The organism is Nautilia abyssi (assembly GCF_055388085.1).
Map to the genome: position 1 here is coordinate 227,062 of NZ_AP042376.1, position 26,759 is coordinate 253,820.

The window sequence follows — 26,759 nt, forward strand, 5'->3', positions numbered from 1 at the left end:
GTATATATAATATGTATCCGGTAAACAGTGTTTATGATATAATTTCAGCAAAAAGTCGGAAATGAAACAAAAAACAATTGAAAAACTTAAAAACGGGATTGAAAAAAAAGAATTTTTACAGTTTATTTCAGAATATTATCCGGATTTCAGCTTTGAAAACGCAATTGACTTTTTAAGGTTTCAAGGTCTTCCTTTAATTGTAGAAGATGATATTGTTATATTAAAAACCGCAGTTTTGCCATACGATCAGATAGAATACTGTGTGGTAGATATTGAAGTGAATAATTCAAAACCCAAAGAAGGGCAGGTAATAGAAATCGGAGCGGTGAAAATAAAAGATTTAAAAATAACAGATACTTTCGAATTTTTAATTTATGCCGATGACGTGCCTAAATACGTTGAAAGAGTTACAGGAATTAACCAAAGAATGTTAAGAGGACAGGCAAGCCAAAAAGAAATATTGAGAAAATTCAGGCTTTTTTTAGGAGACAGTGTTTTTGTCGCGCATGCTGCTGATTTTGATTACAATTTTCTGGCCCATCAGTTTGAAAAGGAAAATTTGGGAGAGCTTTTAAACAGGTTTTTATGTACACTGACACTTTCTCAAAAAACTCTTCAGGCGGAAAGATACGGACTTAAGTATTTAATGCAGGAATTAAAACTTCCGGAAGAAACTCATCACAGAGCCCTGGGCGATGCAAAAACCACAGCGAGAATATTTTTAATGAGTCTAGAAAAACTTCCAAAAGAGATTAAAACTGCGGAAGATCTGATACAGTTTGCAGCTCCTACGAAAAACAAATGTAAAAAAAAGAAAAAAACTAAAGATTAGATTTATAAAATATTATTTTGTTTCTTCCTTCTTCTTTAGCTTTGTATAAGGCTATATCGCTGTCTTTTATACATTCATTCCCCTCACTGCAGTTGTCAGGGAATATACTTATGCCTATACTTATGGTTTTGTGAATAATGTTTTCGTCTATATGTATATTTGTTTTCTCTACAGATGATCTTATTTTTTCGGCTACTTTATATATATCATCATAATCATTAACGTTTTGAAGAATTATTAAAAACTCTTCGCCTCCGTATCTTATCAGAATATCACTTTTTCTTATTGATTTTTTTATAATGTCCGAAATGGCTTTTAATACGGTGTCTCCGGCTTTGTGACCGTATGTATCGTTTACTTTTTTAAAGTAGTCGATATCCAGCATTAAGAAAGCGATTTTTCCATTTCTTCTTTTTGCGTTGTTTATCAGCATAGGCAGGATGTTTTCTAGATATCTTCTGTTGTATGTATTTGTTAACGGATCCTTGATAGTCTGGTTATGGAGCAGTTCTAATGTATATTTTGCCTCGATTATGGCTGAAAGCTCATTAAGATAAGCTTTAATATAAGGCAGGTTTTTATTTATATGTTCTTCATCGTTTTTAGTTATGTTTATTTTTAAAATACCGGTAAAATTTCCTCCCGCGCTGTATGGAATGCATATATAATCATTATCGCATGTATGAAGTTTGCAGATTTTCGGATATTGCATTGAATTAATCATTTTTCTGAGTCTGTAAGCCCTGCATTCTAAAAATTCATTTTCGACATTACAGCATATATCACCGTTTTTGTATATCAGTGTACTTTTCTTTTCGTTATTGTCTATGCCTATTAATGCATAATGTTTTAAATTAAAACCGTTTAATATGTCGATAAGTCTTTGAAAGACATCATTGCAGCTGCTGTCGTCTTCTATAAGTCGTTTAAACTTAAATATATTAGCCAACTGTTCTATTGTTTCTTTAGCGTCGTTTAAAGGATCGTCTGATTTTTCTTTTTCTATTAAAGAAGTGTATTTTTCTTCAATCACGCCGAAACTGTCTTTAAGTTTTTTCAAAAAAGTATTATATGAATCAACGAAATCTTTGGCTTCACCTTTTAATTTAGTATCTAAGGTGTCATTAAAGTTGCCTTTTAGAATACTGGCTGTTGATCTTCTGACGTTTTCAAGAATTTCCAGGTACGGAGTAAGGAAGTAATTGACTGTCAATATTATTACTATTAATGATATTACCGCTATGGCAATCAGCTGATATATCGCATTTGAAAGTTTTTTGTAATAATCTTTGGTGTTAAATAGAATAATCAGTGTTTCATAATCGTTAAAAGGCATTTTTACTTCGAAAGCTTTATTGTTTTCTTTAAACGATATGGATTCGGTTTTGGTTTTTTCAGGTATGAACTTGACATCTAAAATATGCTGTGAATTTCTGATAATTTCTAAAAATCTGTTTTTGTCTTTTACTTCGGTTAGAATGTCTTTAATTAAAATTGCCTCGTTTGTAATAGTAGTATTTGAGAAATTTAAAAAAGTATATGTGATTATTAATGTTCTGATAAGAGTGGATATTATCATTATCGCCGCAATTATAAAAAGTATCTTTTTTTTCATTCGCAGAGCCTTTTTAAGATATCGTTTATTTTATTACAGAACCCGTTTTCTTTTGAAATAATAAACAGATCTCTTGCTATGTTTTTCTGGGTGGATATTTTAACATCTTCAACCCTTATGTTAAAATCGTCCAAAGTCTGCATAATAGTAGAGACTATTCCTTTTTTGTCTTTCGTTTTGAGTTTAACGGCCGCATAGTTTTGGGAGTGGTTGCAGTCTATTTCGAATTCTTCGGGTTTAAAAGATATTTTATGTTTAGATTTAAGTTTTTCACCAAAGGCTTTTTCAATATATTCCGCAATGATAGGAAGATCAAACTCTTCTACTTTTTCATTAAACTCTATTTTAAAATATTTGATATTTCCAATTTTATATATGGAGAGGTGATTTAATTGCAGTTTGGAAAGTTTGTCCAAAAACCATCCTAATGAAAAGTTTAACGAATCCTCTTTGGCAATATGGACGACTAGGTGTTTGTCGTTTTCAAACTTATATTTAAATGTTTCTGTATCTTTTATCCAGTCTAAAAGTTTTATTATTTCATTTACTGAATTTTGTAAGAACAGCTGGTTTGAAGGTGAAGAGAGTACTTTTTTTTGGAAAGATTTAGGCAACGATTTAAAATCTTCTTTGGATTCAAGCAGTTTTTCTTTTCTTTTCCTCTGAGCTATTTCGTTTATAAGTTCTTTGTTTTCTAGGGCGTTTAATGTGTTAAAGTATAAAGTTTTAAGCAGAGAAGCTTTAAAAGGTGTGAAAATACCGACTCCTACTGCTTTTATGTCGGCTATTGTAAGCAAATACAAAAGATTTAAAAATCTTTCGTTTTGCACTATCTGAGCAAACGACAGTATTACTTTATCGTTATGAATATCTTCCCTTTGGGCTGTATTTGACATAAGAGTATGATATTTGACGAGTTTAAAAATAGTATCGCTTTCAGGTATGTTAAAGTCTTCTGCATATTCTTTTGCAATTTTTGCTCCGACTATGGAATGGTCTCCTATTCTGCCTTTGCCTAAATCATGAAACAGGGATGTGAATCTTAAAATGGCTTTGTCCGTTTCATTCATTTTTTGAAATTCTTCTAAAGCTTCAATTTCTTTAACCGTATATAATGAGTGTATGTCTACGGGATATTGATGATATCCGTCAAACTGTGCAAGGTATTTGATTTTTTCAAAAGCAGGGATAATTTTTTCAAGTTTTTTGGATTTGTATAAAGAAAAAAGAAGAGGGTAGAGGTTTGATTTATAAAAAAGCTCTTTTTTCAGTTTTTTTGTAAAAGCATATTCTTTTTCTTTTAAGTTTGCCACTATGGAAATATCACATTTTTTATAATCGGCGTCTATTAATGTTTTAATATTTTCTTTAAATGTCTTATTATTGCATAGTCTGCTGTAGATTGTTTCGTTACAGACATAAAAGTCTTCTTTTATTCTGTTTTCTTTCATTTTCGAATAAGAATATTTATAAAGATACGGTTTTATTATCTTTTTTATAACAATTGATGTGAAAGTGTTTATACTCCATAAAGCTTTTAAAAGGTCTTTTATGAACTTTCTTTCCGCTTTTAATCTCGGAGAATCCGTATATCCCATTTTTAAAGCAATGTCCCTTTGATATGTCAGCAGTACCGTGTCGATTTTTTTCTTGGCGGCCATATGTAAAAAAACACGGACTTTAAATAAAAACTCAAGAGATGTTCTGTATTCTTTAAAATCTTCTTCGCTGGCATATTTGGGCACGAGATAAGAATTGTTCGGATAATTAAAAATTACTTTATTAATCCAAAGCAGCGTATTTGAATCCCTTATACCTCCAAATCCGTCTTTTATATTCGGCTCCATAGAAATAGGGTATTTTTTGTGTCTTTGCTGCATTTCTTCATATTTGGCAAGGATATATTCTTTTTTGTTGTAGTTTCTTATTTTATTTAGTTCGTTTTGTATTTCGTACCATAAAAACTTGCTTCCGTATATAAACCTGCTTTCAAGCATGGCAGTTTTAATGGTTATATCTTCATTACTTGCGGGAAACAGGTCTTTAAGCTCGTGGACCCTGTGTCCAATTTTAAGACCCAGATCCCATAGCATAGTGATATAGTTTTCTATTATTTCTTTTAAATTGTAACCTTTTATATCTTTATAAACGATCATAATATCGATATCGGAATATATTGAAAGCTGTTCTCTTCCGTATGAACCTAAAGCGATTATTGAAATCGGAACGTTATTCAAAGGCGGCTGAAATTCATGGAATGTTTTTTTTAGAATATATTTATATATCAGACTGACAAATTCGTCCATTTTTTTCGTGTGTTTAACAAAAAAATCTTTTCCGCCTTCAACCTTTATGCTGTTTAGATACTCTTTTATCTCTTTTTTTATGGCTTTTGCTATTTCAAGGTCGTTTTCGGAGGTATAAATGATTTGTTGCAGTTGCATTTTCTCTCCTTTTATGTTATTTTATCGAAAATATTTTATAGTGGAGTTGCAATGAGTGTAATATTGGAAAAAATTTTAGAGAAAAACAGTGTAAGTGCTGAAGAAGCGGTAAAACTGTATGATTTGCCACTTTCTGAAACAGGAAAAGCAGCTCAAAAAATAAGACTGGAAAAATTCGGTAAAAAAACTTATTTTAATATAAACAGACATATCAATCCCAGCAATATTTGTAAAGATGTATGCAAATTCTGTGCTTTTTCCGCTCATAGAAAAAATCCTAATCCTTATACCTTAAGTATAGACGAATGTGTTGAAATAGCAAAAAACGCTTATAAAAAAGGTGCAAAAGAAGTTCATGTGGTTTCTGCTCATAATCCTGAAGTAGGATATGAATATTATATGAATATAGTTAAAGAAATCAGAAAAGAATTGCCCGATATTCATATAAAAGCTTTTACGGCAGCTGAAGTGAATTTTTTCAGTGAACTAAGCGGTAAAAAATATGAAGAAGTTTTAACAGATATGGCGTCTGCAGGTGTTGATTCCATGCCTGGAGGAGGAGCAGAAATATTTGATGAAAAGATAAGAGCTAAAATCTGCAAAGGAAAAGTCAGCAGTGACGACTGGTTTAAAATCCATAAAATTTGGCATAAAATGGGTAAAAAATCAAATGTTACGATGCTTTTTGGGCATATTGAAGAGAGAATTCACAGAATAGACCATATGCTTAGAATTAAAAAACTGCAGGATGAAACCGGTGGATTTAACGCTTTTATACCGTTGGTTTATCAAAGAAAAAACAACTACCTGAATGTAAAGAAATTTTTAACGGGTGTAGAAATTTTAAAAACGATTGCAATAAGCAGAATTTTGCTTCAAAACATACCTAATATTAAAGCATACTGGGTTACTACTACGCTTAATCTGTCGCTTGTGGCTCAGGAATACGGAGCAAATGATATTGACGGTACTATTGAAAAAGAATCTATAAATTCAGCTGCGGGAGCGGAATCTTCAAATGGACTGAAGTTAAACGATTTGGTGAATTTAATTAAGGACAGTGGCTTTATCCCCGTAGAAAGGGACAGCCTGTATAATGAGATAAAAATCTATTAAACGTATTTTTCAATTGTTTCGAGTAAAGTTACAGGCGAAATAGGTTTAATAATAACGTCGTTTGCACCAAGAGACATCGCTTCAATTTTTTTACTGTCGTCAGTAGTTAAAATAATAATCGGTAAATTAATGTATTCAGGTTTCGTTTTTATTTCTTTTAAAAATTCTATACCGTCCATAACCGGCATAACGATATCAAGAAGAATAATATTGATATCGTTGTTTTCTAAAACACTGAAAGCTTCAACACCGTTGCCTGCTTCAATAGCCTCGAAACCTTTTTTAGAAAGTATCTTTACGATCAGCTTTCTGTTAATAGGATCGTCGTCTACAACTAGTACTTTTTTATTCGGCATTGTTTTTATCCTTTAGTTATTACGTTTTGTATTGTTTCCGGTTTAAGATCGGTCAGAGTAATATCCGCTTCTTCAACCTCTTCATCGCCTAAAACAATTATTTTTTTAGGTTCTAGTTTTTTAAGAGATTTTATTAAAAATCTAATTTCGTCTCTTTTATCGAAATTTTCATCAATCATAATAATTGCATGTCTGTGTTTGCTTAATGCTTTTGTTAGTTCTTCAATATTTTCAACCGTAATTATATCATTAATTATATGTTTAATATAACTAGAAAGGAACGGGCTTGTAGTCGCCAATATCACTGAAGATTTTTCTTCAGGCTGTGTTGACTGCTGCACTGATTGCTCCGTTTTGTTTTCAGTTTCTTCTTTTTGTGGCACTTCTTGTGTATGTGCTTCGGTGAAGTGTTTACTAAAATCTCCGTGCGCGACTCTTTCCAAAATTTTAAGTAAAGCATCTTTTGAAATTGGTTTAGAAATATATTCATCCATTCCGGCACCTAGGAATCTTTCTCTATCGCCTTTTAATACGTTGGCTGTAACCGCAATAATCGGTGTATGGTCTATTTCTTCTTCCTGTTCAAATTCCAGTATTTCCTGAGTTGCTTCTAATCCGTCCATAACAGGCATCTGCACGTCCATAAAGATTACGTCGTATTTGTCCGGATTAATTGTATATTTATTAAATGCTTCAAGACCGTTGTTGGCAAGATCGCTTTCAATACCTAAAGATTTTAGTGTTGTCTGAAGCAGTTTTTGATTGATCGGATTGTCTTCAGCTATTAATGCTTTAAGTGAATAAATGTCTTTATGCTGAGGTTTTGCAGCTTGAGTTTTAGTAACGGTTTCTGTCTGTGCTTCGCTGATTGCCTCTAATGCTTTAAATACTTTAGAAGGAACGTTAGGATCGAATATTACAGCTTGGTAATCGAGTTTGTTAATTTCTTCTTTCTTTGCATAAGAAGCTACAAAAATTATCGGAATATTTACTTTTGCAAGCTCTTCTACCGTTTTTCTGTCGCTTTCTTCATAGAATACCATTACACCGTCAAATTTTTCTCTGTTTTGAAGAGTCATAAGCTCGTTTGCGTCATTGACTCCTACTTTTTCAGCTCCGAAATAAGAAAGATATTCTAATGTTGTTTCTTTTCTTAATGATTCGGTAACAGTATTTAAAATAGCGATTTCTTTATGAGCGAAAATATTTTTTGCAAATTTAGGAGTAGGGTCAACTATGTCAAACATAATGTCAAAATAGAATTTTGTACCTTTGTTAAGTTCACTTTCGAGATAAATTTTTCCACCCATCATTTCTACGTAAGATTTAACGATAGTAAGACCAAGTCCTGTTCCTCCGTATTTTCTGGTAACAGATTCGTCGGCCTGTGAGAAAGCATCGAATATTTTTTCTTTTTGTTCTTCACTCATACCTATACCGCTGTCTCTGACTTCAAAGTATATTTTTGCTTTATTGTCTATAATTTTTTCAAGTTGGATTTTAACGTGTATATGACCGTTGTTTGGTGTGAATTTAATAGCGTTACTCAGTAAGTTTGTAAGGATTTCTTTTATTTTAAGAATATCTCCCTTAATTACTGAAGGAATGTTTGGAGAAATTTGAGTTGTAAGTTCAATGTTTTTCTGTGCCGCCGGTGTACCGAACAGTTCAAGAGTGTTTTCAAATTCGTCAACAGCTTTAAAGTCTATTAACTCAAGTGAAACTTTATTACTTTCAATTTTTGAAACGTCAAGAATGTTGTTAACGATCTGTAAGAGGTTTTTCGCACTCTGAGAAATCGTATTAACATAATCTAACTGTTCTTCTGTGAGTTCTGTAGTGTTTAAAAGTTCTAAGAAACCTAAAATACCGTTAAGAGGAGTTCTGATTTCATGCGACATGTTCGCAAGGAATAAAGATTTTGCTTTGGTTGCCTCTTCCGCTTTTTTTACAGATTCCTGGGTGACTTTAATAGCTTCATCCACGATTCTTAACGCTTCGTTCATTCCGTCCGGAGTAGTGATGTCAACTTTAATTTCTTTACCGGTAATCGGAGTTAATGATGTTAATAAGTTAGAAAGTGATTTAATATGTCTTAAAATTGCTCTATGTAAATAGTAACCGATGATTAATAGCAATATTGCGATAACGAAAACGATGATGTTGATGTTTCTCGTTTTTACCGCATTTGAAACAATTTCATGAAGTCTTTTTGTAATATCGTTATTTAAATGGTGAATAGTCTGGTTAAAGAAAGAAATTCTTTTGGTAAATAAGTTAAAGTAGTCCAGTGAGTCAATCGGATAACCGTTAAATTCGCCTGTTAGGTAATATTCCTGGTTGGCTTGTTGTAAGTAGAACATTACCTCTTTGATCGCGTTTTCAATTTTATTAAATTGTTTTCCTTTGTATAATTCTCCTGCAGACTGGTGTTTTAAAACAGAAGTCAACAGAATGTTTGTATCATGGTAATACTTTAATAAAATGTGTTTATATTCTTTTTCACTGATAGGTTCGTCCGCAGTAATATAGTATGAACCAAAACCTCTAATAATACCGGTGTAGTCAACCATTTTTTCGAATTGAAGTTTTAATAAATAGTAAGGTTTTAATTCGTCAGGGAATCTTTTTAAGATTCTACCTTCGGTATTCATAAGCTGTGTTGATAACTGGGTATAGTAATTAAAGAATTCGTTTTTAATATAATTGTCTTTAAAATGATCAATGTTTCTTCTTATTTCAGGCATTTTATTGATAAGAGTAATTATCTGTTTTGTTTCGTTATAAAATTCCGGATTTTTTTTGATGAAGTTTTTAAAATCTCTAATAGAATTGTCAACTAAAACTCTTTTACTTTTGAGTAATTTTTTTGAATTTGGGAACTGCCCTTTTGAAACTGAATAAATAGAGCTCGTACCCCTTTCCTGACCGATGGCAACAAGCATGTTTTCAATTCTTTTTGCCAGTTCCAAATATTTTAAACTTTTTTCCGTTTTAACGTATTTCTGATAACTGTTGTACAGAAAATAACCACTGAATGAGATTAATACCAGTGAAGGTATCCAAATAGCTAATGCTAACAGTTTGGTTAATGACATTTTCATTGTTTAAGCTCCTTAAAATTAATTTTTTTACATTTTGCTCCGATTTTTTTCAATTCTTTTGCAGCTTTTCTGCTTCCGAGTATTTTTGCTCCGCATAAAAGTTTTATCGCTTTATCTTCGTTTTTATCTACACCCCAGCCGTTTAAGTACATGTTTCCGAGTAATGTGAAAGAATTGGCTGAAGGTTTGTTGTTGTCAATAGAGTTGTTAACAAGCTGTTTTAAATAACTGTAAGCTTCAATAAAGAGTCTTTGCGCTTTTTCCGGATCTGCTTTAATGACTTTTTTGGCTTTTCTTACATCTTTAAAAGCTTCAAAGTATAAATTTTGTGCAAACAGATTAACAGATAAAAAAACAGTAAAAATCAGTAATATTTTTTTCATTACATTCCTTTAACTATTTTTTCTAAATCTTCAATAGAGTCGATTTTTGTATTTAATAGCTTTTCGATATATTTTTTGTCTTTTTGAAATTGTGCTTCGTTTTGTGTATTCAGGTATGTCTGTATTGTTTTTAATATAATGTTTTCTACGAATTTGTCAGCTTGAACGTCTGTTGAGTCTTGTTTGTTTTCTTCTTTTTCTTCAGCCTGCTGTTCGGCTAAATTAAGCGATTCGTTTTCAATTAATTTATAAAAATCATCTGTAATTGCTTTGATTTTTTCTATATCCTCATGTGCTTTTGAGAGTTCGTCAAGTTTTTTAAGGACAAGAGCAATTTGTGAGAGTCTGAGATTAAGAGCTGCGCCTTTTAATTTGTGATAGCTTTCATGCAGGTTTGTGTAATCTTTTTTTTCTATAAATTTGTAAATGTCTTTTTTTTCTTCTTTTATTTGTTCAATAAGCTGGTCATGCCAGTTAAGCAGTTCGTTATAATCAAGCCCTAATTCTTCAGAAGCTTTTTTTAATTCTGAAATTATGGCTTTATTAAATTCTTCTTTGTTCATATTTAATATGTTTCTTATTTCTGCAAGATCGTCTTCAAAAGAAATTTCTATAATGCCGTCTTCCGGAACACTGAGTTCAGATTCTGATGTTTTTGCAATTTCTTCATGAGGTATTTCAAATTCTATTTTTTCTTCTTCAATATTAATTAATTTGTCTTTATTTTCTTTTTCTTCTTCGGGTTCAGGTGTTTTTTCTTCCGGAATATTTATTAATCCTATATCTAAAACGTTTTCTTCTTCTTTGTTTTCAGGTTTTTCTTCAGGAATTACAAGGAAATCTTCACTTTTTTCTTCAAATACTTCAGGCTCTTCTTTTTGTTCAATTTTAGGCTCAAATGCAGGTTCTAAATGCTGCTCTTCTAATATTTTAGGTTCAAAATGAGTTTCTTCCGGTTCTTCATATGTTTCTGATAAAGAAGGTGAAGGTTCAGTGATTTCTGTAAAGGCTGTTTCTGAAAGTTCTTCCGAGACAGAAAGATCGAATGTTTTTATATCATCGACTGTCAGCAGGTCTATTTCTTTGACTTTAAATAGATGCCCGTTTAAATTTAAAGGTTCTGACTGAATTGATGAAAGCTCCAGATTTAATGTGTTTACCATTTCAGATACTGACGATAAATCTGTGTTTAAGAGTTTTAACAGTTCTTTGTCAATAGCAGTAATTTGACCGTTTTTTGTAATAATTAACATCATTCTTCCTTTTTTTTCATTTCTTGGTAAAGTTGTTCGTATTTTGTTTTATCAGATTCCGAGACTTGCTTTCTTGTAGATATGTAGCCTATTTTTGTTCCGTTTTCGTCAAAAATAGGTTCTATAAAAACTTCAACCCAGTAATATTTTCCGTCTTTTCTTAAATTTTTTAGAAAACCTCTGAATTTATCGCCTTTTTCTATGGTGCTCCATAACTGTTTAAATATGGATTTCGGCATATCAGGATGTCTGATTATATTGTGGGGTTTGCCTATGAGTTCATTTTTTGAATATCCTGAGAGTTTGCAAAAGGCATTGTTTACATAAGTAATAATACCTTTTAAGTCTGTTTTGCTGATAATCGGTCGGTTTACGACGCCCGCATCTTCGAAGGTTACTTCTTCATTTACTGGAGTTGGTCTCATTATTAACCTTTAATTAATGATATGAAAATGACATTTTTGCTATTTTAACTAAAATTTAGTAAAATGCAAATAAAAAAAGGGATTTTTATGAAGGTTTTATTAATTAAAGATGTAAAAGGTTTAGGAAAAGCTGGAGAAATTAAAAATGCAAAAGACGGATATGCAAGAAATTTTTTAATTCCTAAAGGCTATGCGAAACTTGCAACGGATGAAGTTATAAAAGAATGGCAGGAAGAGCAGAAAAGAAAAGAAGAAGAATTAAAAAAAGAGCTTGCGGCTTTAAATGAATTAAAAAAGAAGATAGAAGACGTTATACTGCATATTAAACATAAATTAGGAGCTAACGGACAGCTTTACGGTGCAATTACTAATAAAGAAGTTGCGGAACATTTACAGCAAAAAGGTATTGAAATAGATAAAAAACATATTGATATGAAACAGATTAAAACTGTTGGTGAATATACCGTTGATGTAAAACTAGGACACGGAATACATGCTAAATTAAAAATTGTTGTTGAGGGTGAATAATGAATATTAATATGGAAGCTACAACCATACTGGGATATAAAAAAGACGGTGTTGCCGTTATCGGCGGTGACGGACAGGTGACGTTCGGACATACTGTTTTAAAAGGCAACGCTACAAAAATCAGAACACTGTATAACGGTAAAGTGCTTGCAGGATTTGCCGGCAGCACGGCGGATGCGTTTATACTGTTTGACATGTTTGAAAAAAACCTTGAAAACAGAAAAGGCGATTTGGTCAAATCGGTTATAGAGTTTGGAAAAGCTTGGAGGCAGGACAAATATCTAAGACGTCTTGAAGCTATGATGATAGTGCTAAATCAAAAACATATATTTATATTAAGCGGCAACGGTGACGTTGTAGAACCGGAAGACGGTGAACTTGCTGCAATTGGAAGCGGCGGAAATTACGCCATTTCAGCTGCAAGAGCTTTGGTAAAACATTCAGATTTGTCTCCTGAAGAAGTCGTAAAAGAATCACTTCATATAGCCGCTGATTTATGCATATATACTAATCATAATATTAAAATATTAAAACTTGAAAAGGAATAGAATGAGTATGACTCCAAAGCAGATAGTTGCGTATTTAGATGAATATATTGTCGGTCAGAAAGACGCTAAAAAGACAATAGCCATAGCTCTTAGAAACAGACACAGAAGAATGCAGCTGCCAAAAGAGTGGCAGGACGATATTATGCCAAAAAACATTCTTATGATAGGTCCTACAGGGGTTGGTAAAACCGAAATAGCAAGAAGAATGGCTAAAATGATGAAACTGCCTTTTGTAAAAGTTGAGGCCAGCAAATATACGGAAGTGGGGTTTGTCGGCCGTGATGTTGAGTCTATGATAAGAGATCTTGTTAATAATTCTATGAATTTAGTCAGAGCAGAAATGGAAGAAAATTCAAAAGAACAGATTGAAGAAAATATAATAGAAGAGATTACGAAAAAACTTTTGCCTCCTCTTCCGAAAAATGCTCCGGAGCAAAAACAAATTGAATATAAGCATTCTTTTGAAAAAATGAAAGAACGCGTTAGAAAAGGAGAAGTCGATCATCTTAAAATAACAATCGAAATTGAAGAAATGCCTGAAGGTGACGATAATCTTCCTCCGGAAATGATTAAAGCTCAGGAAAGTATCGTAAAAATTATAGGAATTTTTAATAAAAACAAAGAAAAAAAAGAAGTTACCGTAAAAGAAGCAAAAGAGCTTTTAAGACGTGAAGCGGCCGAAAAAGTTATCAGTAAGGAAGATTTAAAAAAAGAAGCCTTAAAAAGAGCGGAAAACGGGATTATTTTTATAGATGAGATAGATAAAATCGCTGCAACCGGAAATCAAAGACAGGATCCTTCAAAAGAAGGGGTACAAAGAGATTTGCTTCCTATAGTCGAGGGTTCTACCGTTAATACAAAATACGGATATGTCAACACGGATCATATTTTGTTTATTGCTGCGGGAGCTTTTCATGTAAGCAAACCAAGTGATCTTATACCTGAACTTCAGGGTAGATTCCCTTTAAGGGTTGAGCTTCAGAGTCTTGATGAAGAAGCGCTGTATCAGATTTTGACAAGACCTAAACATTCTCTTATTAAACAGTATCAAAAATTATTAGAAGTAGAAAAAGTTAATTTGGTATTTGAAGAAGAGGCACTTAGGGAAATTGCAAGATATGCTTATCTTGCAAACGAGAAAACAGAAGATATCGGTGCAAGACGTCTACATACTGTAATTGAAAAAGTACTTGAAGATATTAATTTCGAAGCTGATGAATATGCAGGAAAAGATTTTGTTATAGATGAAGCTTATGTTAAATCCAAACTTGACGATATAGTAGAAAGCGAAGAAATTACCAAATATATTTTATAATGAAAGGTTAATATGCCTAAAAGCGGATTTGTCGGTATACTTGGAAAACCGAATGCTGGAAAATCAACTCTTTTAAATTGGCTGTTAGGAGAAAAAATAGCTCTTGTTTCTCCTAAAGCAAATGCCAGCAGAAAAAGAGTAAATGCCATAGTAATGCATGGAGATGATCAGATAATTTTATTAGACACTCCTGGACTGCACGAAAAAGAAAAACTTCTTAATAAATTCATGCTCAAAGAAGCGCTTAAAGCATTGGGAGACAGTGATTTAGTGTTGTTTTTGGCTGATGTGAGGGATGATTTAAGCGGTTATGAATGGTTTTTAGAACTAAATACAAAAAATATCCCACATATTGTGGTTTTAACTAAAACGGACTTGGTTTCAAAAGAAGAAGTAGAAAAGAAAATAGAAGAATATAAGAAAATAGGCAAAGCTTTGGATGTAATTCCTATAAGCGCTGTTGAAGGAAAAGGAAAAGATGAACTTTTGGAAGCAATTGTGAAACATCTGCCAGAACATCCTTATTATTATGACCCGGAAATAATTTCCACCGAACATATCAGAGATATATATAAAGAGCTGATCAGAGAAGCTCTGTTTGAAAAATTAGGCGATGAACTGCCGTATGAAACGGATATTTTAATTGAAAAAATAGAGGAGTTTGACAATTTGGATAAAATATATGCTACAATTATCGTAGAAAGAGCCTCTCAAAAAGGCATGATCATAGGTAAAAAAGGCAGAAAAATCAAAGATATCGGTATTTATGCGAGGAAATTGTTAGAGGATTTCAGCGGTAAAAAGATATATTTGGAACTGTATGTAAAAGTCGTGCCTGGATGGAGCAAGAATAAAAAGATGCTTGAAGAACTTGGATATGAGGTAGAATTATGAAAAAACCAGAATTAAAAAAAATTAATTTTAAACCGGGATTTTTGAAAAAATATGATTATAATATCGATGATGTAATCGGCGTTAAGGGACATGACAGGTTCATTTTATATACAAAGAAAAAATTAATTAGAATTTACAGAGGTTCACTTAAATCCAAAGCTCTTTTATCTACATATATTCCTATTGAACATGCGATATTTTACAGTTTCGAAATAGAAAAAAACGTAATTGAAAAAGTCGATCTTGAACATTTCATTGAAACAAAAGTATATGAAGAGGCGGGTGTAGACGAAACAGAAAAATATATTATTAAATATAAAATAATCGACTCCATGAAAGATGAAAAAATAGTAACAGTAGAGGTTATTATTGTGCCTGCCGGTTTTATCGAAAACGGTTATAAAGATATATTAGATGAAACAGGATACATTGATTATATATCGTTCCCTGCGTTTGCGTATAAAGCGTTATATGATGAAAAGATTATTCAAAAAGCAAACGATCTATTTGTAGTGTTTTTATATGATAAAGTTTTCTTAACATTTTATAATGAAGGAAAACTGTTAAGCATTGTAACTATTTCAGGAGGATTGGATAAAGTTTATGAAGCGCTTGGGAAATTAAAAATCAAAAATTTTGATATAAGTGTTTTTGAAAAACTGCTGACTAAAAAAGGTGTAAACAGTTTTAAGTATACAAATGCTGAAAAAGCGGTTTTGGATATTATACAAGATGAATTTTTATCATTGGTGAATATAGTAAATTCACAGATAGAAAAAATAGGTCTTAAATATAATATTAGTGATATAGACAGAATATTTGTAACTTCAGAATACGGAAACATTGAAGCTTTAAAAGAATATATACAAAAAATCGTTGGAATCGATACTTTCGGATTTGATTTTTATGAAGAGTATAACCTTGACAGACTTTCTGTAAATCCGTTTTTATTTCTTGGAATGCTTGAAGCGCATAATGCTTACAGAAATGAAGATCAGGAATATAACTTTTCTCTTTTCTTAAGAAAGCCTACATTTTTTTACAGACCAAGCGGAAGACTGTTTTTAATTCTTTTTGCATCTATCATAGGTATGGGAATTTATCCGGCTTATTTATATTTTAACGGTATATCGTATGAGAATAAAAACCGTGTTTTACAGTCTGAATTAAGAAAATTAATAGTAGATAATGCAAAACTTAGCGGACAGATTAAAAATCTTAAAAAACAAGAAAAAAATATTATGACTGAACGTGAAAAATACGCAAAGGATATAGCATTTACTAAAAAATTTATTAAAGATATTTATCAGTTTAAATATTCTTATATTCCTAAATCAAGTGAACTTGTTGATATTACTTTACTGATGAATAAAGATAAAGTATATTTAGACCATTTAAATTACGATAACGGTGTATTTGAAATAAATGTTTTTTCTTTTAAGGACACTCAAATTCCTAATTTAATTGATGATTTGGTAAAAAAAGGTTTTAATGTCCAGACTGACGGGGTTACTTATTCCGGTAAAAAATATAAAGCCACTATTAGGATTGTAGAATGAAACTGATAAACAGAATAGACGATTATTTTTATAAAAAGTCTCCTAAAGATACGATGATGGTTTATTTAATGATTTTAGTTGTGATCGGTTTTGTTGTTTTTTATTTTCTTTTGCCTCAGGCTAAAAATTACAGAGATACTCAAATGAACATATATACTAAAACAAAATCTCAGCTCGTGTCACTAAAAACAAAAAGAAATGTTTTAAATGCACAGATAATTACACTCAGAAAAAAAATAAAAAACTTAATTCTTGAAAAAACTGCGCTTAAAAAACAGAAAGATTTTTATGATGAACTGGCAAATCTTTTAGATTTCGTGCAGTTTAATCAGTATAAGTGGGGCGAATTTGTAAAAGATTTAGTTAAAAATGCGAAAAAAGAGGGATTAAAAGTTTTAGGATTTACAAATAAAGTTTATAATAACGATAAAGGTTTGATTAATAAAAAAATGGAAATTAATTTAAATGTAAGCGGTGCATATAAAAACCTGCTTTATCTGATATATCAATATGAAGACTTGAGAGATTTATTAAGAATTGAAGGCATTACTATCGATAAAAACAAAAACTTTGAAGTAAAATTTACTTTATATGGGTATGAAAAATGAAAAAGTTAATATTAATAGCAGGGATCATAGCGTTTATCTATGCTAAAGGGACAACTCAAAAAGATATTTATTTGGATTATACGAATAAAATTATCAATTATGAGTTTAATATTAAAGATTTGAGTAAAGTAAAGAGTCCTTTTTATGAACCTCCTAAATATTTCCCTGGAGCACAGCCGGGAAGTAAAAATGCTCAGATTAAAAAAAGAGTTAAAATTACGCTTCTTTCTGTTTTCGGAGATAAAGCATATATAAAAATACAGGAATATTTAGGTGAACAGCTTATCAAAGTAAGTAAAAAATGGATAAAATTAAATGAAAAAATATATGACTGCAGACTTTCAAAACTTACTGAAACTGATGCAGTGTTTAAATGTAAAGATAAAACTCTTTATAAAACAATAAACCAAAAAATACCTATGTTAAGGGATAAACAATGAAAAAACTAGTACTGATTTTCTTTATGGCGATTTCACTGTTTGCAAATTGTGAAAATAAACTTTTTACATATTCAAACAGTATAAATACACAGGACAGACTAACAATACAGCAGTTTTTGGATCTGTTAGTGACAGAAAAATGCAATATAAATATAGTCTACGGTGATAAAGAATCTAAAGCGGTGGTAAAAGATAAAATGCCTTTTATCAGAGTTAAAAATTATACATTAGATCAGATATTAAATTTAATTTTATCTAAACGCGGGCTATTTTACAGTTTAAATGGAAATACATTAAATATCAGTTATTATAAAACTAAAACATATAAACTTGATTTTATTTCAAGCAACAGGGTAGGCGAGAGTAATTTGGATGCGACAGACAGCAAAGTCAAAAATGAGTATACGTTTGATTTTTGGGATAAGGTACAGGATAATATAGAAACCATATTAAAAAATACTTCAGATGAATATAAACCTCCTATTATTGACAAAGCAGTAGGGTTAATTACTGTAACAGGAACAAAAAAACAGATTGATGCAATAGACAAATATATAAACACAATGATGAACAGACTTACTAAAGAAGTGTTGATAGATGTTAAGATTTACAGTGTTGAACTTTCTGCTTCACATACAACAGGTATCGACTGGTCTCAGCTTTCTATCAGCCTTAATAAAACAAACGTGCCACTAAAAGGAACTTATATCGGCGGAGCACAGTCAGTATTTAGCGACGCTACATTTAATATTGCCGGTTTATTGAATTTCTTGGCACAAAACGGTAATGTAAACTCTTTATCAAACCCTAAAGTTGTTACATTAAATAATCAAAAAGCGATTATCAGTGTAGGTGATACTATTTATTATAAATACGCTTCAAAAGTAACGACAGACGCTAACGGTAATCCGAATACAGAATATACAATTGATAGCAAATTCGTAGGTGTAGTATTGGATATAACACCTCAAATCAGTGATAACGGTAATATTATTTTAAGTATTGCTCCTAGAATCAGCGCATTTAAAGACACTACGCAGCTTAATAATAGTTTAAGAGATATGCCGCCTGATACGTCAGATAAAACAATGTTAAGTATAGTGAAACTTAAAAATAATCAGACTTTAGTACTCGGAGGACTTATTACAAACGATAAGACATTACAGGTTAACGGTGTGCCAGTATTAAAAGAAATTCCTTTAATTAAATATTTATTCTCTTCAAGAGAAGAGGTTACATCAAGAAAAGAGTTGGTGTTTGTTATAACACCACATATAATTAATTTGAATAAGAAAAAAACATTAAGGGATTTAGGCTTTGGCAAACTTAAATAAAGCCAAAGAGGTTTTTAGAGACGTTGTTGACTTAAAATTTTATGTTCCGCTTTCGGCTGTAGAGAAAACAAAAAAAGATCTCTTAAACGCTTTAGAACAGAAAGAAAAAATGATTTTTGTAACGGGTGAAGCCGGAAGCGGAAAAAGTATGATATTAAAATCGGTATATAATCAGTTAAAAGACCAAAATAACGTATTTTATATTTCAAATCCTTATTTAGAGATAAATTCAATTTTGTCTATTTTAAAACAGCTTAGTTTAAACGATTATCAGATTTTTCTTATTGACGAAGCCCAGCTTTTATCTGAAGACACTTTTGAAAATCTTCGTATTTATGCCGATAAAGGCAATATAACTATAGTTTTTGCCACCCATGATACAGATATAAGAAAATTAATGCAGAAGAAGCATTTTCAGACTAGAATAAACTATATTTTAAAAGTAAATAAAGCAAACAGAGACGAACTTGAAAATTTTATAAAAACCAAACTTTTAAAAGCCAATTTAATAGATGTTGCAGAAATGCTTAAAAAGAAAAATTACAATCTTATTTATAAATACACAAAAGGCTCTTTAAGGGCGACTAATCAGCTTATGTTTAAATTATTCGATATTTTAGAATATTTTTATAATAAAAATCCTGATAAAGTTAATTTGGATAATTTATCAAATAAATACATTGAAATGGCTTATATGGATTTTAAGGAGTTTCATGCATAGATATGATGAACTTGAAAAAATGTATTACCGTAATAAAATAAAAAAATATACTTTTATTACGATTTCTGTTTTATTTCTCGCAGCCGGGACATATTTTGGAATTGATTATTTGTCAAAACCCAAACAAAACAAAACTCCTGAAATTAAAGTAGATTTTAAAAAAATAACAAACACAAAACCGGATAATGGATTAAAAGATAAAAATATCACCGTTAATGAAAAGAAAGCTGTTGTTAAAACTGAAAATAAAAAGCCCGTTGAAACAACAGTCAAAAAAAACAATACAGAAAAAAAACACCAAAAGATTGTAAAAAAACAGGCAAACAGTGAATCATTAACACCAAATTTGTCATTTGTCGTGCCAAAAATCAAACCTAACGATATAAACGCCGCAAAAGAACCGGTGCAAAAATTACAAAAAACACAAGTAGTTAAAAAAGAGACGCCGAAGAAAAAGGATAAAGTTACTACTGTTTCAAACAATATACAGGTAATTCCTCAAATTAAAGAAGAGACTATTAATATTAAGGATTTAATTAAAGCTTTTAATAAAGAACCGTCATATGATACGGCAATCGTGATTTCAAATTATTATTACAATAAGAATGATTTGGCTAATGCAAAACTTTGGGCGTTAAAAGCAAATAATATTGATCCTTCAAAATATCAAAGTTGGAAGATGTTTGCACTCATTTTACTTAAAAAAAATGATAAAATAAAAGCTAAAGAAGTTTTGAAAATTTATTTAAACGATTACGGAAATAATGACGAAATATATAAACTACTAAGGAGTATAGATGAATGAGAAAATTTTAAACCAGATTAAATCTTTGCCACCTTTACCAAAAAGCGTATTGGAAATTCAAAGAATCACAAACGACCCTAACTCTTCAATAAGCGATTTGATTAAAATTGTAAAAGAAGACCCAATGTTGACAGCAAACCTGTTAAAAGCAGCGAACTCGCCTTTATACGGTTTTACTAGACAGATTAAAAATGTTGATCAGGCTGTGTCGCTTTTTGGAATGTCAACTGTAAAAGGATTTGCAATTTCTTTTGCTATTAGAAACTCCCTTAAATTTGATTTAAGCGCTTATGGGATTAACGAAACAAAATTCCATGATGTGGCATCACAAAGAAACGCTATTGCAATTAACTGGTTCAAAAGAGACAGAAACAGACTTGATATTCTAGCAACCAACTCATTTTTAATCGATCTTGGTGCCGTGGTTATATCATTGATATTGAATAATGACGGTAAAAGTGAAAGTTTTAAAAATAGACTCGCAAGCGGAGAAGATAGAGAAAGTTTAGAAAAAGAATATGTTGGCGCCACTACTACCGATGTTACGACAGAGATATTTAAACACTGGAACTTCAGTGACGATTTAATTGAATCAATGAGCAATATAAATGATCCAAAAGGAAACTATAAAACTGAAAGCGCAGCTCTTTTGGTATTAAAAACTTTAGTTGACATGATAAAACCGTTTGATGAAGATAGTAAGAAAAAAGCATTTGAACTGGCGGAAAATTACGGTTTAGACACTGAGGCGTTACAGCTTGCTGTTGATCTGGTAAAAGGATAGTATTGAAAGAATTTGCATATAAATTAGTACAGGGTATCGCTTCAAAAGATGTGCCAAGGGATAAAAGGGACATAGTTAACGATTTAATTGCCCTTAGAATCGTCAGTGATTCTAAAATAATTAAATTAAAATCCAAATACAGAATAGGCAAAGTAGACGTAACAAAAAAAGGTTTCGGTTTTTTAATTCCGATCGGCGTTAAAGAAAAAGACTATTTAATAGAAGCGGAGCATTTAAACGGTGCAAGCAGAGGGGATCTTGTTATAGCCGAAAAGCTTTTTAATAAAAAAGGCAGACCTAAAGCCAAAGTTGTATATATTTTAGAAAAAGCTTTCAGTGTAAGTGTGGTTTATCTTACATTTGAATACAAAAATAACAAAAAAATACCTGTATTAAAAAATATAAAAACCGACCTTCAGACTTTTGTAGCCGAAAAGAAAAAAACATTAAAAAAACTGCCCGAAGGTGCAGTGTTTAAGGTTGATAATTATACGAATAAAATTATTGATGTGTTAGGGGTGCTGGACGATCCTTGGGTAGATGAAAAAATATCACTTGCTTTATACAATAAAAAAGAAGAGTTTAGCAAAAAAGCCATTGCGGAGGCAAAAGCTTTTGGAGACTATATCGATAAAGATTTATATCCTCATAGAGTTGATTTGACCCATTTACCTTTTTGTACTATTGACCCTCCTACAGCTAAAGACCATGATGACGCAATCTATTTTGATTTGGAAAATAATGAACTTTATGTCGCAATTGCGGATGTCAGTGAGTATGTTTTTGTAAACAGTAATATTGATAAAGAAGCAAAAGAAAGAGGGTTTAGTATTTATTTTCCTCATAAATCCGTGCCTATGCTTCCGAGAGAACTGAGTGAAAACATGTGTTCTTTAAAAGAAAATGAAGACAGGCTTGCCTTTGTGTTTAAAATAAAACTTAATAATAAAAATGAAGTTGTAAAAGAAGAACTTTTCGAAGCTGTAATTAATTCGAAAAGAAAGTATTCTTATGACAGAATAGATGAATTTCTTGACGGTAAATTTGAAAATACCGATGAAGTAGACACGGAAATACTCAAGTGGCTTATGCCTTTATGGACCAGGGTAAAACAGATTAGAACGAAAAGATTAAAAACAGGTTTGGATTTCAGCAGTGACGAAATAAAAATGACGCTAAACAAAGACGGCCTTATCGAAAGTATTGAGCTTGAAAAAGAAACGCCTTCACATAAACTGATTGAAGACTGTATGCTTTTAGCTAATAAAGCTGCTGCTAAAATGATGGATTTTGGAATATTCAGGGTGCATGAAAAACCTTCAAGCAACAGTATCGATGAACTTTACGAAAGTTTAGGAGCTTTGGGTATAAATGTAGATGTGGATGAAAAAGATTTTGTAAAAGTGGTAAGAGATATACAAAAGCAGGCTAAAATGATGGGTATTGAAAAAGAAGTGGATAAACTTATAATACGCTCTCAGCAGCAGGCCAGATATGATGCTAAAAATATAGGCCACTATGCTTTAGGATTTGAAAAATATACTCATTTTACATCACCTATAAGAAGATATTCGGATTTGACTTTACACAGACTGTTAAAAGCAATATTGAGGAATGATAAAAAACAGATGGAGTATATTCTAAGAAACATTGAAGCTCTTGTTGTGAAAATAAGCGAACTTGAAAGAGAAGCAATGAAAGTCGAGTGGGATTTTTATGACAGAAAATATGCCAGATATGCAAAAGAACATATAAATGAAGTTTACAAAGGAATAATTGAAGATACTGAAATACCTCCGATTGCAAAAATCACGGAAGATTTACTGTTAGGTGCAAGGGTGTTTTTAAAAGATAAGAAAAAATATAATCTGTTTGAAAAAGTGGATATTGAAATAGTGAGTTCAAATATTGCTACAGCTAAAATAAAAGGTAAAGTAAAGTTTAAGGAAATTGAAGAGTAAAGATTGTTCTTTACTCTTTTGATTGATACAGTGTCTGTCACTTTGTTGTTTAATATATGTTGTTTAAATAAAATAAGTATAAAAAAGAAAAGAAGGATTAGAAGCTGTAATCCATTCCGAATGCCATTAATAACGCACCGCCGTCTTTAAATGTACCTACATCATATGTGTGTGTTACTTTATTATAAACTTTTGCATCTCTTGATTTTTGTTTAGCATACAGCATAGAAAAACCTAAGCTCATTCTGTCGTCTACTTTGTATTTTAACCCGCCTGAGAAAATGTTTTTGTCGCTGTCAGGAAGACTGAATTCTATAGTGCTGTTTGGTACAGGCGTGTTGTCATAACTGTAACCAAGCATTGCTGTAAGTTTTTCAGTGCATTGATGTGTAATACCTATTCTATACGTGTTTGCGTTTTTCCAGTCTTTTGGAATAGGTGTACCAAACAGTGCTTCAACTGCCGGATCGCTGAAATCAAAATTTAAATCTTTATATCTTGACCAGAATGTTCTTTCGAATACAAATTCCACAGTTGTTTTATTAAATGTTTTTGCTAATGCTACGTTCAAAGCAGCAGGAATAGGAATTGTAACTTTACCAGGAGTATTGAACGTAATTAAGTTACCGCTTCCACCTAAAAGAGCGTCATTATAGTATCCGCTGGCATCACCTTTAAGTGTTAAGTCTACTTTTGAACGGTATGTCATTGCGAATTTTGTATCTCTATTATCGTTTTGAACTGATAATGCGGCATTCCATCCATAATCTGTAGAAGTTCCGTTAAGATAATAAGAATAATATCCTGCATACATAGCATTGGCTATTCCTTCACTTCTTACAGCTCTCAATCCAAAAGCGAAACCGATATTGTTATTAAATTTATATGCAACCGTAGGGTTGAACTCAACTGTTTTTAACGTAAATTCTTTTGCTCCTGTTTCAGGTGTAGGATCATCCCATTTTTTAGAAAGCCCTGCAGGCTCAGTAATTGAAAAACCGAATCTCCATCCGTTATGATCTCTTGAGGCAAAATGAAATTGAGGTACTAAAAAGTTTTCAGTTCTTGAGTTGTAAACCTGTCCGTTGGAATTTTCAAATTTAACAGAATATAAATGTATATAACTCATTAAGAACTCATAATTGTCTTTATTTGGATTAAATACCATATTGGCTGGGTTGTAATAAGCTGCGTCAGCACCGTGTGCATTTGCAACGTTTGCTGCGCTTAACGCCATACCGTTTAGCGACTGTTCAGGGATTTTGTAACCGTTTGCTAATAATAAACTTGAAGTAATTAATGATAAAGCTAAAATTTTCTTCATTTTCTCTCCTTTTTAATTATTGTATAATTATACAAAAAAGGCGCAAATGTATAAAAAAGATTTTGACAAACTGCCTGAAATTCCAAATTATTGTGTATTTTTCGGAAACAATTTTTATCTTCAGGAATATGAAAATAAAATATTGAAGAAATTTAAGAATGAAAATATATTAAAACTTTATTTCGACGAATACAATTTTGACACAGCTAAAACGCATTTATCAGAATCTTCTTTGTTCGGAGGTAAAAATGTTCTGATAATAAAACACAATAAAATTCCTCCTAATATTGACAAACTTGTAAAATCCGTAAAAGAAAGCTATCTGTTTTTCTTTTACTACGGAAATAAAAAACCGGAAGTTTTCGGTAAGAATTTTGTGAGATTTTTTGAACCGAATACGAGAGATATTATTGAAATGATAAATAGTTATGCAAAAGATTTAAATATCGAAATTACACATGAGGCTAAAATGTATCTGGCAAACAGTGTTGAGGCCATGTTTTTAAAAACTGAGCTTGAGAAACTTGCAAATTATTCTTCGAAAATTTCTTTGGACGATGTAAAAAAATTAGTTTTTGAATACAGGGAAGAGAGTTTTGAAGAACTTTTTATGCTTATATTAAATGGAAAAGAATTTTATGAAAACCTTAATTACTTTTTGGAAACAAATGATTTTAAGCGTATTATTCCGGCACTTATAAAATATATCAAAGATTTATATATGTATAATTTGTATATAAAAAAAACAGGAGCTTCAACACTGGAGGGACTTTTGGGATACAGGCTTCCGATTCATATAAATAATCAAAGAGTAAATTTAGCCATTAAATTTAAAGAAAAAGACTATTATGAATTGCTTAATTTTTTGTTAAATAAAGAATTGGAAATGAGAAGCAGTGAACGAAACAAAGAAGCTGTTTTTTGGGAAGTAATAAGTTATTTGAAAATATTCAGCTCTTTTTAAACATTTTTTTAAGCCTCTGAGCCGCTTTGGTCAGTCCCAGTTTCATTCCGGCAAATCTCATCATTTTTGCCATTTGTTTATATTTGTCTTTTTCATAACACGGGTTAGGGCATTTCCTGCATCTTGGTTTCGGATCATGAGGGCATTCCTGCAGTCTGTGAATGGCATAATCCAGAAGACTGTGACATTCGTCGCATAAATTTGCCGTAATTGACAAATCAAGATCTTTATATTTTATATTGTAAGTTTTTTCATACTGCCCTGTATGTTTTTCACTGCAGTATATCTGAAAAAACTTTTTAAGAGTTTCTACTTCACCTTTAAATTTTTCTGTTGTCATTTAAAACCTTTTTATTTCTACCCAGTAGTCGTCACCGGTTTTTTCTTTGAATTTTTTCATTATATATAATATTTCATAGCAAACATCAATTGTTTTAGGAGGTGTTTTTTCAAAAGAAATTAATGACACCTTGTGTGAAATGTTTTTTTTGTTAAGCATAAACGTTCTGTTGATGAGACTTGTCAGTCTGCTTCCGAATTCAACAGCAGATTTGCATTCCGTGTTTTGCAAAAGCAGTATATAATGATTTTTTGTGTAAGGGATTTTTAAGAAAATATCGGTTTTTCTTATATTGCTCAAGGTTTCTTTTATACTTTTTTCTGACGCTTTAATAATCATTATTGTATATTTAATTTTTTTAATTTCATAAAGATAATTTAGAAGTTCTAAGTATTCATTCAATTTCTTTTGCAGGGAGATAAATATTTTGAACTCTTTTTCATCCAGGAGGTATTGGTTTAGGCTTTCATTTTTTCTTTTATTCATAAGCTGCCTTTAAAGTTTTGTCTGATGGCTTCATAAAGAATGATACCACAACTGACGGCCAAATTTAAACTTCTTCCTTCTTTTGTCATAGGAATAGTTATACAGTTGTCGTAAAATTGTCTTAAAATGTTTTCGTCAATACCTTTGGTTTCGCTTCCGAATATAATATAATCACCCGGTTTAAATTCTGCTTCGAAATAAGGTTTGTCTGTTTTGGTAGTAGCGAAAAAACATCTTGACGTATCGGTGTTTTTTAAAAACTCTTCAGTGCTTTCCCATATGGTAAGATCCAGTTTGTCCCAGTAATCCAGACCGGCTCTTTTGACCGCTTTTTCACTAATATCAAATCCGATAGGTTTTACTATATGAAGCCTGGCTCCCGCATTTACGCAGAGTCTTCCAATATTTCCTGTGTTAGGAGGGATTTGAGGGTTGAAAAGTACAACATTAAACACGATTGGCCCTTTTTATCAGATGCTCGAAAATTTTTGCTACCGATTTAGGTTTTTTTAAAAAAATATTTCTTAGCCTGTCTTTTAATATCTGATATTTTATTTCGTCTTTATCGATTTTTTCATTTTTCATTTTTTATTTTCCATTTTCAGTTTACCCTCAGTCAT

The 26,759-nt window shown here is 31.3% G+C and carries 27 protein-coding genes; 15 read left to right on the forward strand and 12 right to left on the reverse strand.

Features of this window, described 5'->3' with window-relative positions:
- Positions 1-61 precede the first annotated feature (61 nt).
- On the forward strand, positions 62-832 hold the full coding sequence (locus tag ACZ5EP_RS01090; protein ID WP_464509091.1) for a 3'-5' exonuclease: 771 nt from the start codon (positions 62-64) through the stop codon (positions 830-832).
- Here the strand turns inward: ACZ5EP_RS01090 and ACZ5EP_RS01095 are convergent.
- Together ACZ5EP_RS01095 and ACZ5EP_RS01100 are read right to left on the reverse strand one after the other, a co-directional pair.
- Positions 822-2,447 carry a GGDEF domain-containing protein gene (locus ACZ5EP_RS01095; RefSeq protein WP_464509092.1) on the reverse strand — a complete coding sequence of 542 codons (1,626 nt, stop codon included), beginning with the start codon at positions 2,445-2,447 and terminating at the stop codon, positions 822-824. The genes ACZ5EP_RS01090 and ACZ5EP_RS01095 overlap by 11 nt on opposite strands.
- Positions 2,444-4,891 (reverse strand): [protein-PII] uridylyltransferase family protein, encoded by a 2,448-nt coding sequence (locus ACZ5EP_RS01100; protein WP_464509094.1) that lies wholly within the window; start codon positions 4,889-4,891, stop codon positions 2,444-2,446. The genes ACZ5EP_RS01095 and ACZ5EP_RS01100 overlap by 4 nt, the downstream gene beginning before the upstream one ends.
- A gap of 51 nt (positions 4,892-4,942) precedes the next feature.
- On the opposite strand from ACZ5EP_RS01100, the gene mqnE reads away from it, so the two are divergent.
- Complete coding sequence (gene mqnE, locus ACZ5EP_RS01105; RefSeq protein ID WP_464509095.1) at positions 4,943-6,007, forward strand: aminofutalosine synthase MqnE; 1,065 nt, start codon at positions 4,943-4,945, stop codon at positions 6,005-6,007.
- Here the strand turns inward: mqnE and ACZ5EP_RS01110 are convergent.
- The 5 genes from ACZ5EP_RS01110 to ACZ5EP_RS01130 are packed head-to-tail and all read right to left on the reverse strand — an operon-like array spanning position 6,004 to position 11,528.
- Complete coding sequence (locus ACZ5EP_RS01110) at positions 6,004-6,363, reverse strand: response regulator (protein WP_127681102.1); 360 nt, start codon at positions 6,361-6,363, stop codon at positions 6,004-6,006. The genes mqnE and ACZ5EP_RS01110 overlap by 4 nt on opposite strands.
- Before the next feature lie 5 nt (positions 6,364-6,368).
- Positions 6,369-9,467: an ATP-binding protein gene (locus ACZ5EP_RS01115; protein WP_464509096.1), complete on the reverse strand. Its 3,099-nt coding sequence runs from the start codon at positions 9,465-9,467 to the stop codon at positions 6,369-6,371.
- The gene (locus ACZ5EP_RS01120; protein WP_464509097.1) at positions 9,464-9,850 is read right to left on the reverse strand and encodes a hypothetical protein; all 387 of its coding nucleotides are present in this window, start codon (positions 9,848-9,850) and stop codon (positions 9,464-9,466) included. Before ACZ5EP_RS01120 ends, ACZ5EP_RS01115 begins: the two co-directional genes overlap by 4 nt.
- Positions 9,850-11,103: a hypothetical protein gene (locus ACZ5EP_RS01125; protein WP_464509098.1), complete on the reverse strand. Its 1,254-nt coding sequence runs from the start codon at positions 11,101-11,103 to the stop codon at positions 9,850-9,852. Before ACZ5EP_RS01125 ends, ACZ5EP_RS01120 begins: the two co-directional genes overlap by 1 nt.
- Entirely contained in the window at positions 11,103-11,528 is a 426-nt protein-coding gene (locus tag ACZ5EP_RS01130) for a PAS domain-containing protein (RefSeq protein WP_127681094.1), read from the reverse strand. The genes ACZ5EP_RS01125 and ACZ5EP_RS01130 overlap by 1 nt, the downstream gene beginning before the upstream one ends.
- Positions 11,529-11,615: 87 nt before the next feature.
- On the opposite strand from ACZ5EP_RS01130, the gene rplI reads away from it, so the two are divergent.
- From rplI to ACZ5EP_RS01190, 12 genes are read left to right on the forward strand one after another with little or no spacing between them, the layout of a single operon-like run.
- Positions 11,616-12,056 (forward strand): 50S ribosomal protein L9, encoded by a 441-nt coding sequence (gene rplI, locus ACZ5EP_RS01135; protein WP_464509099.1) that lies wholly within the window; start codon positions 11,616-11,618, stop codon positions 12,054-12,056.
- Positions 12,056-12,604 carry an ATP-dependent protease subunit HslV gene (gene hslV / locus ACZ5EP_RS01140; RefSeq protein WP_210402409.1) on the forward strand — a complete coding sequence of 183 codons (549 nt, stop codon included), beginning with the start codon at positions 12,056-12,058 and terminating at the stop codon, positions 12,602-12,604. Before rplI ends, hslV begins: the two co-directional genes overlap by 1 nt.
- Before the next feature lies 1 nt (position 12,605).
- Complete coding sequence (gene hslU / locus ACZ5EP_RS01145; RefSeq protein WP_464509100.1) at positions 12,606-13,919, forward strand: HslU--HslV peptidase ATPase subunit; 1,314 nt, start codon at positions 12,606-12,608, stop codon at positions 13,917-13,919.
- Between the two features lie 12 nt (positions 13,920-13,931).
- Positions 13,932-14,813, forward strand: coding sequence for a GTPase Era (era, locus tag ACZ5EP_RS01150; RefSeq protein WP_464509101.1), 882 nt, complete (start codon positions 13,932-13,934; stop codon positions 14,811-14,813).
- Positions 14,810-16,372 carry a hypothetical protein gene (locus ACZ5EP_RS01155; RefSeq protein WP_464509102.1) on the forward strand — a complete coding sequence of 521 codons (1,563 nt, stop codon included), beginning with the start codon at positions 14,810-14,812 and terminating at the stop codon, positions 16,370-16,372. Before era ends, ACZ5EP_RS01155 begins: the two co-directional genes overlap by 4 nt.
- Positions 16,369-16,980: a hypothetical protein gene (locus tag ACZ5EP_RS01160; protein WP_464509103.1), complete on the forward strand. Its 612-nt coding sequence runs from the start codon at positions 16,369-16,371 to the stop codon at positions 16,978-16,980. Before ACZ5EP_RS01155 ends, ACZ5EP_RS01160 begins: the two co-directional genes overlap by 4 nt.
- A complete protein-coding gene (locus tag ACZ5EP_RS01165) occupies positions 16,977-17,420 on the forward strand; it encodes a hypothetical protein (protein WP_464509104.1) in 444 nt (147 codons plus the stop codon). The genes ACZ5EP_RS01160 and ACZ5EP_RS01165 overlap by 4 nt, the downstream gene beginning before the upstream one ends.
- A complete protein-coding gene (locus ACZ5EP_RS01170) occupies positions 17,417-18,754 on the forward strand; it encodes a type II protein secretion system D protein (RefSeq protein WP_464509105.1) in 1,338 nt (445 codons plus the stop codon). Before ACZ5EP_RS01165 ends, ACZ5EP_RS01170 begins: the two co-directional genes overlap by 4 nt.
- Positions 18,738-19,475, forward strand: coding sequence for an ATPase, T2SS/T4P/T4SS family (locus ACZ5EP_RS01175; RefSeq protein WP_464509106.1), 738 nt, complete (start codon positions 18,738-18,740; stop codon positions 19,473-19,475). The genes ACZ5EP_RS01170 and ACZ5EP_RS01175 overlap by 17 nt, the downstream gene beginning before the upstream one ends.
- On the forward strand, positions 19,468-20,280 hold the full coding sequence (locus ACZ5EP_RS01180) for a tetratricopeptide repeat protein (RefSeq protein WP_464509107.1): 813 nt from the start codon (positions 19,468-19,470) through the stop codon (positions 20,278-20,280). Before ACZ5EP_RS01175 ends, ACZ5EP_RS01180 begins: the two co-directional genes overlap by 8 nt.
- Positions 20,273-21,064 carry an HDOD domain-containing protein gene (locus ACZ5EP_RS01185; protein WP_464509109.1) on the forward strand — a complete coding sequence of 264 codons (792 nt, stop codon included), beginning with the start codon at positions 20,273-20,275 and terminating at the stop codon, positions 21,062-21,064. The genes ACZ5EP_RS01180 and ACZ5EP_RS01185 overlap by 8 nt, the downstream gene beginning before the upstream one ends.
- Positions 21,065-21,066: 2 nt before the next feature.
- A complete protein-coding gene (locus tag ACZ5EP_RS01190) occupies positions 21,067-23,025 on the forward strand; it encodes a ribonuclease R family protein (protein ID WP_464509110.1) in 1,959 nt (652 codons plus the stop codon).
- Positions 23,026-23,122: 97 nt separating this feature from the next.
- Here the strand turns inward: ACZ5EP_RS01190 and ACZ5EP_RS01195 are convergent, their stop codons facing one another.
- Positions 23,123-24,349, reverse strand: coding sequence for an OmpP1/FadL family transporter (locus tag ACZ5EP_RS01195; protein ID WP_464509111.1), 1,227 nt, complete (start codon positions 24,347-24,349; stop codon positions 23,123-23,125).
- Positions 24,350-24,395: 46 nt separating this feature from the next.
- Between ACZ5EP_RS01195 and holA the strand changes: the two genes are divergently transcribed.
- Positions 24,396-25,313 (forward strand): DNA polymerase III subunit delta, encoded by a 918-nt coding sequence (gene holA, locus ACZ5EP_RS01200; protein ID WP_464509113.1) that lies wholly within the window; start codon positions 24,396-24,398, stop codon positions 25,311-25,313.
- Here holA and ACZ5EP_RS01205 read toward each other — a convergent pair.
- The 4 genes from ACZ5EP_RS01205 to ACZ5EP_RS01220 are packed head-to-tail and all read right to left on the reverse strand — an operon-like array spanning position 25,300 to position 26,724.
- Positions 25,300-25,653, reverse strand: a complete 354-nt coding sequence (locus ACZ5EP_RS01205; protein WP_464509114.1) for a nitrous oxide-stimulated promoter family protein — start codon at positions 25,651-25,653, stop codon at positions 25,300-25,302. The two genes, holA and ACZ5EP_RS01205, sit on opposite strands and share 14 nt — an antisense overlap.
- Positions 25,654-26,139, reverse strand: coding sequence for a hypothetical protein (locus ACZ5EP_RS01210; protein WP_464509115.1), 486 nt, complete (start codon positions 26,137-26,139; stop codon positions 25,654-25,656). It abuts the gene before it with no gap.
- Positions 26,136-26,594, reverse strand: coding sequence for a tRNA (cytidine(34)-2'-O)-methyltransferase (locus tag ACZ5EP_RS01215; RefSeq protein ID WP_127681062.1), 459 nt, complete (start codon positions 26,592-26,594; stop codon positions 26,136-26,138). The genes ACZ5EP_RS01210 and ACZ5EP_RS01215 overlap by 4 nt, the downstream gene beginning before the upstream one ends.
- A complete protein-coding gene (locus ACZ5EP_RS01220) occupies positions 26,587-26,724 on the reverse strand; it encodes a flagellar M-ring protein FliF (RefSeq protein ID WP_127681060.1) in 138 nt (45 codons plus the stop codon). The genes ACZ5EP_RS01215 and ACZ5EP_RS01220 overlap by 8 nt, the downstream gene beginning before the upstream one ends.
- Positions 26,725-26,759 lie beyond the last annotated feature (35 nt).